We start from the raw sequence: 14,068 nt of genomic DNA, 5'->3' as shown, positions 1-14,068 counted from the left end.
GGTCAGGGATGCTCCAGTACTCGCGGCCTGCCGAACTGCGTGCGCACGCCTGGCGAAAACAGCACGGACTCGGGCGGCCCCAGAACGGTAATCCCCGCCGCGCCCACCAGCTCATCATCGAGCAGGATCAGTTCTGCGCGGTACAGCGGCCAGGTGCCATGCGTGTTGGGGACGTACAGCGTGCGGCCGCGGAAGCGGGTGTGCAGACCGAACCGGGCGGTGAGGTGGACGGACAACGGATCTGTGGCTCCGGCGTCGGGCTCCGGGGACACAGCGAAATCACTCCTTGCACCGCACCGGAACCGGCGCACCGAATACCCGATGGACCGGTCCGCCGGGTCCGCCGGGGCCGGCAAGTCAGGCGGCCGGACGCTCGTGCGGGACCACACATACGGGATCCCGGCGGCCCGCGCGGCCAGAACCGCCGCCAGCCTGGACGCGTCCAGGGTCAAGAAGACAACGCCGCGTGTGCCGTCCGGCTCCCGGGAATAGAGGCGGACATTGATCTCGTTGAAATCGCCGAAATACGGGACGGGCGGGCCGTTGCCCAGCCCGGCGGCCCGCAGCCGGAACCCGATGAGGCCCACCCAGGCGGATCCGTCGAAGAGGTCCGGAATCACGCCCGGGGGCAGGAACGGCGCCGCGACGGCCTCGGGAATGCGCCAGTGCAGGAAGACGGCGTCGAGCCACCGCTGGTGCATGATGACGGGCAGGGGAAGCTCCGGCGGTTCCGGCCAGGGACCTGGGGCATGCGGTGGTTCAGCCATGGGCCGAGCCTAGCTTCGGCGACAGCCAGGCGGAAAGGAGTTCAGCCGGCGGAGGCGGGCGCGGTGGAACCCGCCGGTTGCTTCTGCCACGGCCAACGACCGGTGATTTCCAGCTCCAGCGAGAAGCTCAGGAACGTCCGGATGAGCACAATGATGGCCAGCACGCCCACGCTTTCGAAGGTGGGCGTGACGGCGACGGTCCGGATGATGTCGGCCGCCACCAGCAGCTCCAGACCCAGCAGGATGGAGCGGCCCAGCAGTTGCCGGTAGGAGCGGTAGACTGACAGCGGCTCGGACCCTGCCGGCCGGCGCTGGGGCTGGAATCCGCGCAGGGCCATCGGGATGGAGACGAGGGCGCCGACCACCATGACGGCCACCCCGGCGAAGTCCATAAACCGGCCGACGGTCTCAATAATGTGCTGAAAATCCATGGTTCCCCTCGAGAAAAGGCGGGTCGGCGCTGATATCCGAAGCAGCTGGCATGCGGAGCAGGGGCGCCTCTAAGGGTGCCGCACGCCGGCGCCGGCGAGGATGGCCCGGTAGCCTTCGCGGAAGCTCGGATAGGCGAACTCGAAGCCGGTGCCGCGCAACAGCGCGTTGCTGCAGCGCTTATTGCCGCCCCGCGACGGCTCGCTCCCCCCGGCCCCGGCGGCCGACGGCGGACGGGGGAGTCCCAGCTCGGCGGCCAGGAAGCGCAGCACCTCGCCGAGCTCGGCCGGTTCGTTGTCCACGCCCAGGTACACCGGTCCGGGCGTATCGGACATGCTGCACAGCCGGACGATCGCCGCCGCGGCGTCGTCCCGGTGGATGCGGTTGGTGAAGCGCGACCCGGCAGGCGCCACCGCGGTCCCGCCGCGCACCTGGTCGATCAGCCGGGTCCGGCCCGGCCCGTAGATTCCGCCCAGCCGCAGCACCACGGGCGTGATCCCGGTGCCGCGCAGCCGGCTGTGGAGCAGTTCCTCCGCTTCGCGGAGGATGCGGCCCGAGAATCCGCCGGGCGCCGCCGTCGTGCCTTCATCAATCCAGCCGCCGCCGGCGTCCCCGTAGACCGCGGTCGACGAGACAAACAGCACCCGGAGGGGAATACCACCGCCGACGCCCTTGGCGCCGTCGTCCGGTCCGCGGTCGCTGCCCCGTGAAGCCAGCACGGCGTCCAGCACATTCGCCAGGCCGTCGACATACGCTGCCCGGTAGGCCTCCTCGGTAGGGGCATCGGCCGCCACGGCGACGACGACGGCGGTGGTGTCCGCCGGGAGGGGCGGCAGGCCGCCGGAGCTCAGGTCAGCCGCGACGCCGTCGATGGCAGCCGGAAGTTTCTCCGGCGAACGCCGCCAGCCCACCACCCGGTGGCCGGCCGCTGCGAAGCGCAGCCCTGCCTCGGTGCCCAGATCGCCGCAACCGGCCAGAAGTACAGTCATGCTGGCCAGTCTGCCAGCTTTCACGCGTTAGCCGGCACCAGACGGCTGATATGTGGGAAGGTTTGTCAAGGGGCAGTGGTGAGCGGCTCCCAACTTCTTTGGTGGGGGCCGCTGGTTGGGGTGCCGTCCGGGTGTGGCGGTCGTGCTGGCGAGTCTTGTATTCGACTGCAGTGTCAGGCTGATATGCGCGGGTTGGGTTACCGCATGACGATTGTTCGGCTGGGACGTATCGCTGTCTAAAATCGAGCGTCAACGGCGTGGGCCGTGTGCTCATAGTCGCGTCTCGAGTTGGCCCCAAAGTGCTGCCACGTCACGCCCGCCACGCATCCGGAGGGCACGTTCTTTACGCCGCGTTCATGCGGCCCCCCTGCCCGTGTTCGCCTTGCTGGAGGGGCGCGGCCAGGGACCAGCACCAGCCGGCGAGTTCCCTGGCGATCGCGGTGTTGGCCGTGACGGACCTTTTCTTGCGGGCTTCGAATACTTCCCATTTGTGGTGGAGCCGGTGGTTGCCTTCCAGGGCGCGGATCCGGGTGGCCGGGGCGACGAGGTCCAGCTGGCGCAGCAGCCGTTCCCCGGGCCGGGAGTAGGGGCGCCGGTGCTGCCAGGCTGCCTCGATGAGGAGTTTGCGGGCGTATTTGCTGCCGGCTTTCGTGATCGGTCCCTGGTGCCGGGATTGGCCCGAGGACTGCTGACTGGGCACCAGCCCCAGGTAGGAGCCGATCGACGAGCCGGTGAACCGGGTCCAGTCGCCGATTTCCACGGCGAGTCCGAACCCGGTCGTGACCTGGATGCCGCGCAGGCACATCAACGCGTCGATCACCGGGGTGTACCGGCAGTCCTTGGCGACCGCCGCGACGCGCTGGTCGATGCGTTTCAGGTGCGCTGCCAGCAGTTCGGCCTGCTCCACGTCGGCTTCGTAGGTGAATTGGAGTACCGGGGAGTCGAAGTGCTGCCGGTGTAGCCAGGCCCCGTGCTCCTTCGTCCATTTGGTCTTCTCCGGGTACCTGATTCCGTGGCGGAGCAGGATCGCGTTGACATGCTGGCGGGCATGGGCGAGGTCCTTCGCGGCCGTGGCCCGCAGCCGGGACAAATCCCGCAGGTCCTCCTGCTCCCGCGTCGGGACCTGCACTTGCGTGACTTGGCCCAGGGCGAGCATTTCCGCCAAAAGCCGGGCGTCCCGCTTGTCCGTTTTAATCCTGTCTCCCGGTGCCCGCAGCAGCTTTGAGGACGCCGCCACCACACAGTCAACGCCGGCCTCCCGCAGGAACCGGGCCAGGACATACCCGGTCGGGCCCGACTCGTACACGGCCTTCACCGGCGGCTCGAAGCGGCGGACCCAATCCAAAACGACCGCCGGGTCCGAATCCATCTGCATCCGGACCAGTTCCCCGGTATCCGGGACCAGCGCGCAGCCGACAACAGACGCCGCGTGAACATCCAACCCAATAAACGTATGCTGAAACATAACCGGGACCTCCCAAAACTCACATGTGGCACTACCAATGCAACTCTCCGAGGGCCTCCGGGGCCAGGAGGTTGTTCACTGGCAATCCACGGACGCTGTGAAACAGAAGGTCCCGGCCCCTCGCCAACGGTGACCGCAGCCCCTGCCCGTCCGGATACAAGGCCATCCCCGCCGGGCCATAGGCCCCGCGGCGCCACCTCCGGGACGACGGAAACCCGCCAGCATCAAGCCGGCGCCGCGGGACCGCCCGGCGACAATGGCCGCCCCGGACGGGGCAGGAAACCCAACCACCCCCACCTCATATCGTCTAACGAGCGGGCAGTGTCTGGGACACTGTCGGAGATGGGCGGGGCGTTGACGGGGCTGCAGGCCGATAAGAGGACGCGAAGTTCATCAGCATTGATGCACCGACGATCAGCAGGGTCAACTGCAGCAGCAGTTCCAGCCAACTTGGCCCCCTGGATTTCCCCCGACGTTTTCGCCGTGGCGAACCCGTACTGAGTCCGAGTCGACGTTTGCGCAGCCGCGTATCCTTGCTGGGTCCCGGCTGGGGCTGGCCCAGCGGCGAGCCCATGCTGGGTCCCGGCTGGGGCTGGCCCAGCGGCGTATCCTGGCTGGCTCCCGCCTGGGCCCGGTTCCGCCACTGCTGCAAGGAGGCTGCCGGAGCATCTGCGCTCGCGAACTGCGCTGTGGTGAGCTGCGCCGTGGTGAGGAGCCGAGGACTCGACGGCCCCGCAAGCTGTTCGTTCAGGTAGGCATGGATGACTTGGACCTCGGCTCCGTCCAGAACAGGCGGCAGGCCGGCCACCGCCGGGCAGAGCCTGTCCAATCCCAGTATTCTGACGGCGCTCCCGGCGATCTCATCGACGTTCGGCTGCGCCACCAGGCAGATCCAGCCGCGGACAAAGAGACGGTGGTGCGGCTCCAGGAGCGCCGCCACGGCAGCGCCTTGTTCTGAGGCCGCGAGTACTTCCCTATCTTTCCGGTAGCCGTTCTGGCGCAGCCTTCCGCCGCCAGCCTGTACGTTGCCGCTCCAGTTCTTGGCATCGACGACGACGATTCCGCCGGGTCCGATCAGGATGTGGTCAAGGTTTGCCTTGGGCCTCCCCGGCCAATGGACGTCGTGGAGAGCCGACCAGCCGCTGGCGGCCAACTCACCCGTTTTCGTCGCAACCATCGCCTCGCCGGTCGCGCCCACAGACCAGGACTGTACGTTCCGTTCGGCTTGTTCCAGCTCCCGTCGGAGACGGGCCACGCGTTCCGTGGCGCGCCTTGACTGCTCGGCAGCCCCATCTCCAGCAGCCATGTCGTCCCCCAATATCGATGGCGTGCACGGCTGCCCCGGGTGGATGCAAACGTGTGGCTGCCACCTTATTCCAGACGATGGTGATTTTCCCAATCAAACGCCTGCCTTACAAGGGCAGCACCAAGCTGCCCTTAGGGTGCGGGGACCGGGAAGAACATCCGCGGATCCTGCAGGAGCGCCGGGTAATCGAAGGCCGAGCGGTCCAGGATCTCGTCCACCTTGAAATTGCGGGCGAAGCGGCCGTCCACCGTGATGGGCCGGCCCAGGACCTTGCCCACGGCGAAGGACGCGCCGCCCGCGAACGGGATCGCCACCACGGAGTTGCCGGGCAGCGTGGTGAAGGCTTCTTCCTGCTGCTGGCGTTTCCGGGTGGGCTTCTTGACGAGCTGCTTGGGGGGAAGCTTGCGCTGCTTGGCCGGGCGCCGGGCACCCGAATCGGCGTAGACGAACTGGTACTCATCGTCCGCGGCGGCGGCCTTCGCGCGTCCCGCCGGCGGCAGGCTGATGGTGTCCAGCTGCTCGGGCTCGATGTCCCCGACCGGCAGGCGGAGCACCCACAGGCGGTCCCCGGAAGGATCCTGCGGCAACAGCAGGTGCTTGGGCTCGGGCCAGACGTACTCCAGGTCCGGTTCCGTGCCCGGGAACAGCGGCGAGTAGAACCGCGGATCCTTGGCGATCAGCCTGGAGCGGTGGCTGAGGTGCAGTTCGGGGTTCCCCAGCCACGGGGGCATGGGAATCTTGGCGGCATAGGCAGGGTGTGCCGCCTGGGGCGCGAATTCCATGATCTTGTCACGGGTGCTGTCCTCGCCGCCGCGGGCCGTCCATTCGTCCACCATGGACAGGCCATAGAGGGTCAGTGCAGGCACGTGGCCCATCCACATCTGGACGGCAGGGTGGGACTGCCAGCCATACTCGGGGATCACCAGCGCACGCAGGATCTGCAGCGCTTCAACGCGCTGCTTGCCGAGCCGGACGCGGTCCAGAACCGCGGCGCTCTGCCGGAAATCGGGGAAGGGGAGGAAAGTCTGCATCTCTCCAGTTTGACGCCCCGCGCCTAATGCGCCAATTGCCGACGGATCGGGGTGAGCGCCTTCACATTTCGAAGCACAGGCAGGCGGCGCCTTGCGGTGGCGGGTAGAATAGCAGTAACCACCCCCTGCGCTGCGGAAGACACACCATGACACTTACACGTGAGGCGCCATTTGCGCCCAAGTACGGACAGATGCTCGGCCCGGAAGCAAATGGCATTCTGGTGCTGGAAGAGTTCACCATTGATCCCGCGGCGGCGCGTAAGGAACAGCACGGCTTCCGGGCCGCACTGGCCTCCGTAGCTCTGACCATGCGGCGCCTCCGGGCGTTCCGGATTTTCATCGCCATCGTGGCGATCGCCAATCTCCCCCTGTTCCTGCTCACCAGCGGCTGGCAGATCTACGTTGTGTCGCTGGCCCTCGTGGTGGCAGTCCACGCCGCCGTGTCCTGGCTGAACCACCACGAACCGAGGCTGCGGCAGCGGCAGATGCTGGAACTGCACCTCCACCGGGAGCGCAGCGCCAACTACCGCAAGGTCCGCGACGGCGTGAAGTACGTCATCGACGCCCCCGTCCGGATGAACGAAAAGCTCTACCTCGAACTGCTCGCCGCCAAGCGCGTGGCCCTGAATCTGGCCATGGGCACCGTGGCCCTGCTCGACACGAGCGACGACGCCGCCTGGAAAGTACGGATCGTCCGCGAACTGCCCCGGACCGCCTGAAAATCCAAACCGCCTGAAGTCCGGCTGCCTACCGTCCGGTAGAACGCGCCAAGCAACGACGCAGGAGCCCTCCCCGTGGGGGGCTCCTGCGTCGTTTTTTGTGCGTGGCGCTACGAAGGGAGCTGCAGCACCTGGCCCGGGAACACCAGCTGAGGATTGCTGATGGTCGCGGTGTTGGCGTCGGCGAGAAGTTGCCAGCCTCCGGCGATGTTGAGCTTCTCGGCGATGTTGCCCAAGGTGTCGCCGCTCTGGATCGTGTAGGTTTTGCCACTCAGGGGGACAGCCGCAGCGTGGCGCGGCTCCGGGACGGCGGCCTTGGGGGCGGCGTTCCGGGCGGGTGCCTGGGCAGCCGGGGCAGGAACCGCTGCGGGCGCTGCCCGCACAGGTGCGCTCTGCGGCGTTACGGCGCCGCCGGTCAAGCCAAGCTTCGCGGCGCAGGCCGGCCAGGCACCCCAGCCTTGGCTGGCATGGACCCTCTCGGCCACGGCGATCTGCTGCTCGCGGCTGGCGCTGCCCGCAGACCCGGTCCCGCCATGGGCCGCCCATGTGCTGGGGCTGAACTGCAGCCCGCCCGCGTAGCCGTTACCTGTATTGATGCCCCAATTGCCGCTGCTTTCGCACTGGGCCAGGGAATCCCAGGTGGAAGTAGGTGCGGCGGTTGGGACAGCGGCATTGGCGGCTGGGGCGGAGAGTGCGACGCCGGCGATCGAGACGGCCGCAAGCGTGAGGCCGCGGCGCGCGGCAGTACGGATTGTTGACGTTTTCATGGTGACAGATGCTCCTGAGGGCCACCGGCGCTCGGTCCGTCCCCGGACGTTGACGCGCTACTGCCCGCCCCTGACAATAGAGGTCATTTACGGTGTCTACCGGTCGGGCAGTATCTGGTGGTGGCAGCACCGGGCATGCATGCCCGGTTTCGGGCATGCATCCTAGGTTAAGGCAGGCCCGGACCGTTATCAAGACGTTATTTTTCTCGTCTTTTCGTGGCGGGCACCAGCCTGGAGCGCCGCCGGGAGATACGCGCCGCGAGATACGGCGCCGTCCGGCTCTTCGCGGAACGGGCGACGACGGCGGGCGTCCCGGTGGCCACGATCTTGCCGCCGGCGTCGCCACCGGCAGGCCCCAGATCGATCACCCAGTCGGCGGCGGCCACCACATCCATCTCGTGTTCCACCACAACCACCGTGTTCCCGGCGTCCACGAGCCGGTGCAACTGTGCCATCAGGAGTTCGACGTCGGCCGGGTGCAAGCCGGTGGTGGGCTCGTCCAGCAGATACAGGGTGTGGCCGCGCTGGGCGCGCTGCAGTTCGGTGGCGAGCTTGATGCGCTGGGCCTCGCCACCGGAGAGTTCGGTGGCGGGCTGGCCCAGCCGCAGGTAGCCCAGGCCCACCTCGCGCAGGGTCTCCAGGCTGCGCGCAGCGGCGGGGACGCCGGCGAGGAACCCTGCGGCCGCGTCCACCGTCAGGCCCAGCACCTCGGCGACGTTCCTGCCCCGGTACGTGACCTCCAGCGTTTCGGGGTTGTAGCGCGACCCCTGGCATTCCGGGCAGGGGCCGTAGCTGCCGGGCAGGAACAGCAGTTCGACGGCGACGAAGCCCTCGCCCTGGCACGTCTCGCAGCGGCCGCCGGCCACGTTGAAGGAGAAACGTCCGGCGCCGAAACCGCGGGCGCGGGACTCGTCCGTGGCCGCGAATTCCTTGCGGACTGCGTCGAACAGCCCCGTGTAGGTGGCGAGGTTGGAGCGCGGGGTCCGGCCGATCGGCTTCTGGTCCACCGTCACGAGCCGGTCCAGCTGCTCCAGCCCGGAGACTGGTCCGACGGTCAGCGGCCCTCCCACCTCACCGGTGCCGGCGTCTGGATTATCCAGGGACGTCCGGTCCGCCGTTTGAGCGTCCGGTCCGGCGTCGGGATGCAGTTGTCCGCCGACCACCTCGGCCAGGACGTGGCTGACCAGCGTCGATTTACCGGACCCGGACACACCGGTGACTGCGGTCAGGACCCCCAGCGGGAAGTCGGCGTCGAGCCCGCGCAGGTTGTGCCGGCTGATGTCCCGCAGTTCCAGCCAGCCCGCCGGCTCCCGGCGGACGCCGCCGCCGGTGCGGGAACCAACGCCGGGGCGGGAACGGCCGCCGGCCGGATCGCCGTCGTCGCCAGCTTTCCCCGCAACACCGTCAGGGAACAGGAACGGCCTGGTCACGGACGCATCCACCGCGGCGAGTCCGGCCACGGGGCCGCTGTAGAGCACCTCGCCGCCGCCCTCGCCGGCGCGCGGACCCACATCCACGAGCCAGTCGGCGCGGCGGACCACATCCATGTTGTGCTCCACGACGAACACGGAGTTGCCGGAGGATTTGAGCTGGTCCAGGACGGCGAGCAGGGGCTCGGCGTCGGCGGGGTGCAGTCCGGCCGAGGGCTCGTCGAGCACGTAGATCACGCCGAACAGGCCGGAACGGAGCTGGGTGGCGATCCGGAGGCGCTGCATCTCGCCGGGGGAGAGCGTGGGGGTGGAGCGGCCCAGGGCGAGGTAGCCCAGCCCCAGGTCCAGGAGCACCGTGACCCGTTGCAGCAGGTCCCGGGTGATGGCGACTGCCACCTCGTTGCCTTCGCCGGAGGACTGCTTGCGGGAGGCGGTCCCGGCCGCCGTGAGCTCCGTGGTGGGGCGGATGATCTCCGCGAGTTCGGCCATCGGCACGGCGTTGAGTTCGGCGATGGTCTTCCCGGCGAAGGTCACGGCGAGGGCGGCGGGGGTCAGGCCGCTCCCGCCGCAGCGCGGGCACGGTCCGGTTTCCATGAAGCGCAGCACCTTCTCCCGCATCGTGGCGCTCTTGGAATCGGCGAGGGTGTGCAGGACATAGCTCCGGGCGCTCCAGAACCGGCCCTTATACGGCTTGGCGACCCGGTCGCGCTGGGGCGTCACCTCCACCACGGGCTGCTCGTCGGTGAAGAGGATCCAGTCGCGGTGCTTCCTGGGCAGCTTCCGCCACGGGATGTCGACGTCGTAACCCAGGTGCGTGAGGATGTCGCGCAGGTTCTTGCCCTGCCAGGCGCCGGGCCAGGCCGCGATGGCGCCGTCGCGGATGCTCAGCGAGGGGTCCGGGACCAGGGAGGCTTCGCTGACGGTGTGCGCGACGCCCAGGCCATGGCATTCCGGGCAGGCGCCTGCCGCGGTGTTCGGGGAGAAGGCGTCCGAGTCCAGCTGGCCGGCGCCGTCCGGGTAGCTGCCGGCCCGCGAGAAGAGCATCCGCAGCGAGTTGGACAGCGTGGTCACCGTGCCGACGGTGGACCGCGAACTCGGGGTGCCGCGGCGCTGCTGGAGTGCGACGGCGGGCGGCAGCCCGGTGATCTGCTCCACCTTGGGATTGTGGCCCTGCTGGATGAGCCGGCGGGCGTACGGCGCCACGGATTCGAAGTAGCGGCGCTGGGCCTCGGCATAGATGGTGCCGAAAGCCAGGGACGACTTGCCCGAGCCGGAGACTCCGGTGAACGCCACGATGGCGTCGCGGGGCACGTCCACATCCACATTGCGCAGGTTGTTTTCCCGGGCGCCGCGCACCCGGACAAAACCGTCCGTGGGGTGGCCGGGAGCCAGTGTTGGCAGGGCCATGGCGGCGGAACCGGAAGCATGCTGTTCACTTTGCATTGCTCCGACTCTATCGGCGCCGGCGCTCCCGGGCATTATCCTTGCCGGATGGAACCTTACGACGGCGGCGCTGGCGCCGGCACCAGCGATCCCGGCAGCTCCGGCTCCGAAAGCGCCGGCCCGGGCACCGGCACCGGCTCCGAAAGCGCCGGCCCGGGCACCCCGGACCACGCAATCGAGCTGGAGGCGGACGTCCCGGCAGCCGTCAAGGGCGCGCTGCCGGTGGCCGAGCTGCACCTGCACATCGAGGGAACGCTGGAGCCGGAACTGATCTTTGCGCTCGCGGAACGCAACGGGATCCGGCTGCCGTACGCGGACCTGGACGAGCTCCGCGGCCGGTATGAGTTCACGGACCTGCAGTCCTTCCTGGACCTGTACTACGCCAACATGGCGGTGCTGCGGACCGAGCAGGACTTCGCCGACATGACCCGCGCCTATCTTTCCCGGGCTGCGCTCGCCGGGGTGCGGCATGCCGAGATCATGCTGGACCCGCAGGCGCACCTGTCCCGCGGGGTTTCCCTGGCGACCTGCGTGAACGGGGTGGCGTCGGTTCTGGCGACGTCCCGCGAGGAGTTCGGCATCTCCACGTTGCTGATCGCGGCGTTCCTGCGGGACCTGTCCGAGGAGTCCGCGCTGGACGTGCTGGAGCAGTTGCTGGCGATGGACGCGCCGATCGCCGGGATCGGCCTCGATTCGGCGGAGGTCGGCAACCCTCCGGCGAAGTTCGAGCGGCTGTTTGCACGGGCCAGGGAGGCCGGCCTGCGGCGCATCGCCCACGCCGGCGAGGAAGGCCCGCCGTCGTACATCATCGAGGCGCTGGACGTACTGGGTGCCGAGCGGATCGACCACGGCATCCGGTGCCTGGAGGACCCGGAGCTCGTGGAACGGCTCGTCGAGGACCTCACGCCCCTCACCGTCTGCCCCCTTTCCAACGTCAGGCTCCGGGCCGTGGACACCCTGGCCGACCACCCGCTGCCGGCGATGCTCGCGGCGGGGCTGAACGTCAGCGTGAACTCGGATGATCCGGCGTATTTCGGCGGCTACGTGGATGACAACTTCGCCCAGCTGAAGGCGGTGATCGGCCTGTCCGAGTTCGACTGCGTGCGGATGGCGGCCAACTCGATCCGCTCCTCCTTCGCGAGCGAGGAACGCAAGACGGAGCTGCTGGCCGAGCTGGCGGAGTCGGGGCACTGACAGCCAGTCCAAGCACGGGCAACGCGGGGTCACTTAGCGCCCATTCCGGCGCCTGGGATGGGCCGGATCTGACCCCGCGTTGTTTTTTCAGCGTATGCGGCCGACGCCGTGGCCAGGCCTTGTTTTCCGTGCGGCCGGGCGCCATAGTTCTGCTATATGTGCCGGCCCGATGACCGGCCCTCCAGAGCCAGGCCCTGGTTCGACTGCCCCATTCCAGGAGGAGCGCGAGAAATGTCGGGTTGGAACGCCGACAATGCCGCCGGCCCTCTTGGCGCCGGCGCCGTCACCATCCTTGACGGTTCCTCGTTCTGCATCATGGCGCCCAACGGCGACATGGTTCCCGGGAGTCCCCACGGCGCATTTTTTCACGACACCCGGTACATAACCGGATGGAACCTCAGCGTCGACGACGCCCCGCTCGAGGCGCTTGCCGCGACAGCCCTGGAACCTTTTCGGGCGTTGTTTATCGGCAGGGTCAGCGGCCGAGCCGGCGGCGCCGACACGCCGCTGCTGATAGAGAGGAAAAGGACTATTGGTGCCGGACTCACCGAAACCATCACAGTCGAGAACCACTCGGGCGCGCCCAACACCTGCAGGCTCGCCTTGACCGTAACTGCTGATTTCGCCGATCTCTTCGAGGTCAAGGACGGCAGGCCTGCCGGCCGAGGGAAGCAGAAGGTCCGCCTGGAGGGCGGTTGCCTCCTCATCGAATCCGAGTCGGGAAGCCGGCGCTATGGGCTGGCCGTCCGCGCGGCAGGCGCTGCTTTCGAGGCGCACCGGCTTGTCTTTAATCCGACAATTCCTGCCCACGGGAAATGGACCCAGACCGTCACGGCCACCCCGTACCTGAACGGTGAGGCGGTGATATCTGCGGCGGCATATGGGACTACGGGAGTTTCCTCCGAGGCGCAACGCCTCCTCTCCTGGCAGATGTCCATGCCCATCCCGAATGTTGGCGACGCCGCCGTCCAAGACACGATCCTGCGCAGCCAGGAGGATCTCGGCTCGCTCCGGATCTTCGACCCGGACCACCCGGAACGCACAGTCGCCGCCGCCGGCGCCCCGTGGTTCATGGCCCTGTTCGGGCGTGACAGCCTGCTCTCATCCCTTATGTCCCTGCTGCTGGACCCGTCCCTGGCACTTGGGACCCTCCAGACGCTGGCCGACCATCAGGGGAAGGCAGTGAACCCGGCGACGGAAGAGGAACCGGGCCGTATCCTCCACGAAGTGCGCCTGGGTGCCAGCACCGAGTCCGTCCTGGGTGGCCGCAGCATCTACTACGGAACCGCTGACGCCACCCCGTTGTTCGTCGCCGTCCTCAGCGAACTGGGACGGTGGGGCCTGGAAACGGACGCGGTACACGCACTGCTGCCAGCCGCGGACCGCGCGCTTGCCTGGATTGAGAACTACGGCGACCGCGACGGCGACGGATTCGTCGAATACCAGCGGCAGACCGAACACGGGCTCATAAACCAGGGCTGGAAGGATTCCTGGGACGGCATCAACTTCGCCGATGGCAGCATCGCCCAGAGCCCGATAGCCCTGTGCGAAGTCCAGGCGTACACGTACGGGGCGTATGTGGGGCGCGCCCTGATGGCGCTGGGCGACGGCGACACAGAAACAGCCGATCGCTGGGCTGCCAAGGCCGCCCGGCTGAAGGAAGCTTTCAACGAACGCTTCTGGCTCCCGGACCGCGGCTACTTCGCCATCGCCTTGGACGGGGACAAAAAACCCGTTGATGCCCTCGCCTCCAACATGGGCCACTGCCTCTGGATGGGCATCGTGGACACAGACAAGGCAGCGCAGGTGGCCGAACGCCTGATGTCCCCGGAAATGTTCACCGGCTGGGGGATCCGCACTCTCGCGAGCAGCATGGGCGCCTACAACCCTCTCAGCTACCACAACGGGTCTGTCTGGCCGCACGACAGCGCGTTGGCAGCCCACGGGCTGATGAAGTATGGATTCATCGACGAGGCCCAGAGAATTGCCTACGGTCTCTTCGAGGCAGCGGACCACTTTGGAGGCCGGCTCCCGGAACTGTTCTCCGGACTGGACCGTGCCAGATATCCCAAGCCCGTGCCGTATCCTGCGGCATGCTCCCCCCAGGCCTGGGCGGCAGCTGCCCCGATCCACCTGATCCGCACGCTGATGCGGTTCGACCCGGCCCTTCCGTGGAATGAGCTCTGGCTGGCGCCGGAACTCCCCGAAGGCTTCGGACAGTTCCGCGTGGACAACGTCCCGTTTGCCGGCAAAAGGCTCTCCATCAACATCACCCAGGACTCGGTGACTGTGGACGGGCTGCCGGAGTCCGTCCAGCTCCGGCTGGAAGCCCGACCCGCCCTGCTGGAACTGTTGAACCTGACCCGGACGAAATGACCGTCCCGGACGCCGACGGAGGCTCCGCAGGCAAAGTATGCGCAAAGCTACTGGCGGGTACCCGAGATTGGTCCCTCACTTCGCCCGTTCAGGCTGTCATAGTGGGACACGACACACGCAGTTAGCCGTTTCCGTTCGCGGAAAGGCCACAT

General features: G+C 68.0%; 11 protein-coding genes. 3 read left to right on the top strand and 8 right to left on the bottom strand.

Annotated elements, in window-relative coordinates; translation table 11 throughout:
- Positions 1 to 2: 2 nt before the first annotated feature.
- The 6 genes from ACQCSZ_RS15290 to ACQCSZ_RS15265 all read right to left on the bottom strand — a co-directional run bounded on the left by ACQCSZ_RS15290 (position 3) and on the right by ACQCSZ_RS15265 (position 5,987).
- On the bottom strand, positions 3 to 767 hold the full coding sequence (locus ACQCSZ_RS15290; protein ID WP_427004583.1) for a YqjF family protein: 765 nt from the start codon (positions 765 to 767) through the stop codon (positions 3 to 5).
- A 41-nt stretch (positions 768 to 808) separates the two neighbouring features.
- Positions 809 to 1,198, bottom strand: coding sequence for a DUF1622 domain-containing protein (locus ACQCSZ_RS15285; protein WP_427004582.1), 390 nt, complete (start codon positions 1,196 to 1,198; stop codon positions 809 to 811).
- A 69-nt stretch (positions 1,199 to 1,267) separates the two neighbouring features.
- The gene (locus ACQCSZ_RS15280; RefSeq protein WP_427004581.1) at positions 1,268 to 2,185 is read right to left on the bottom strand and encodes an NAD-dependent epimerase/dehydratase family protein; all 918 of its coding nucleotides are present in this window, start codon (positions 2,183 to 2,185) and stop codon (positions 1,268 to 1,270) included.
- A 343-nt stretch (positions 2,186 to 2,528) separates the two neighbouring features.
- Positions 2,529 to 3,650: an IS110 family transposase gene (locus tag ACQCSZ_RS15275; RefSeq protein ID WP_427004580.1), complete on the bottom strand. Its 1,122-nt coding sequence runs from the start codon at positions 3,648 to 3,650 to the stop codon at positions 2,529 to 2,531.
- A 307-nt stretch (positions 3,651 to 3,957) separates the two neighbouring features.
- The gene (locus ACQCSZ_RS15270; RefSeq protein WP_427004579.1) at positions 3,958 to 4,956 is read right to left on the bottom strand and encodes a nuclease-related domain-containing protein; all 999 of its coding nucleotides are present in this window, start codon (positions 4,954 to 4,956) and stop codon (positions 3,958 to 3,960) included.
- Positions 4,957 to 5,087: 131 nt separating this feature from the next.
- The gene (locus ACQCSZ_RS15265) at positions 5,088 to 5,987 is read right to left on the bottom strand and encodes an MSMEG_6728 family protein (RefSeq protein ID WP_427004578.1); all 900 of its coding nucleotides are present in this window, start codon (positions 5,985 to 5,987) and stop codon (positions 5,088 to 5,090) included.
- A 146-nt stretch (positions 5,988 to 6,133) separates the two neighbouring features.
- Between ACQCSZ_RS15265 and ACQCSZ_RS15260 the strand changes: the two genes are divergently transcribed.
- A complete protein-coding gene (locus ACQCSZ_RS15260) occupies positions 6,134 to 6,706 on the top strand; it encodes a hypothetical protein (RefSeq protein ID WP_427004577.1) in 573 nt (190 codons plus the stop codon).
- Positions 6,707 to 6,816: 110 nt separating this feature from the next.
- Here the strand turns inward: ACQCSZ_RS15260 and ACQCSZ_RS15255 are convergent, their stop codons facing one another.
- Positions 6,817 to 7,473 carry a transglycosylase family protein gene (locus tag ACQCSZ_RS15255; protein WP_427004576.1) on the bottom strand — a complete coding sequence of 219 codons (657 nt, stop codon included), beginning with the start codon at positions 7,471 to 7,473 and terminating at the stop codon, positions 6,817 to 6,819.
- A 197-nt stretch (positions 7,474 to 7,670) separates the two neighbouring features.
- On the bottom strand, positions 7,671 to 10,310 hold the full coding sequence (locus ACQCSZ_RS15250) for an ABC transporter (protein WP_427008361.1): 2,640 nt from the start codon (positions 10,308 to 10,310) through the stop codon (positions 7,671 to 7,673).
- 84 nt (positions 10,311 to 10,394) lie between these two features.
- Between ACQCSZ_RS15250 and ACQCSZ_RS15245 the strand changes: the two genes are divergently transcribed.
- The gene (locus ACQCSZ_RS15245) at positions 10,395 to 11,540 is read left to right on the top strand and encodes an adenosine deaminase (RefSeq protein ID WP_427004575.1); all 1,146 of its coding nucleotides are present in this window, start codon (positions 10,395 to 10,397) and stop codon (positions 11,538 to 11,540) included.
- Positions 11,541 to 11,771: 231 nt separating this feature from the next.
- Positions 11,772 to 13,916: a glycogen debranching N-terminal domain-containing protein gene (locus ACQCSZ_RS15240; RefSeq protein WP_427004574.1), complete on the top strand. Its 2,145-nt coding sequence runs from the start codon at positions 11,772 to 11,774 to the stop codon at positions 13,914 to 13,916.
- Positions 13,917 to 14,068 lie beyond the last annotated feature (152 nt).

The organism is Pseudarthrobacter sp. H2, from assembly GCF_050157045.1.
In the GTDB taxonomy this organism is placed as follows: Bacteria; Actinomycetota; Actinomycetes; order Actinomycetales; family Micrococcaceae; genus Arthrobacter.
The sequence above is the reverse complement of the archived record's forward strand: the minus strand, read 5'-3'. Positions and strand labels throughout refer to the sequence as shown.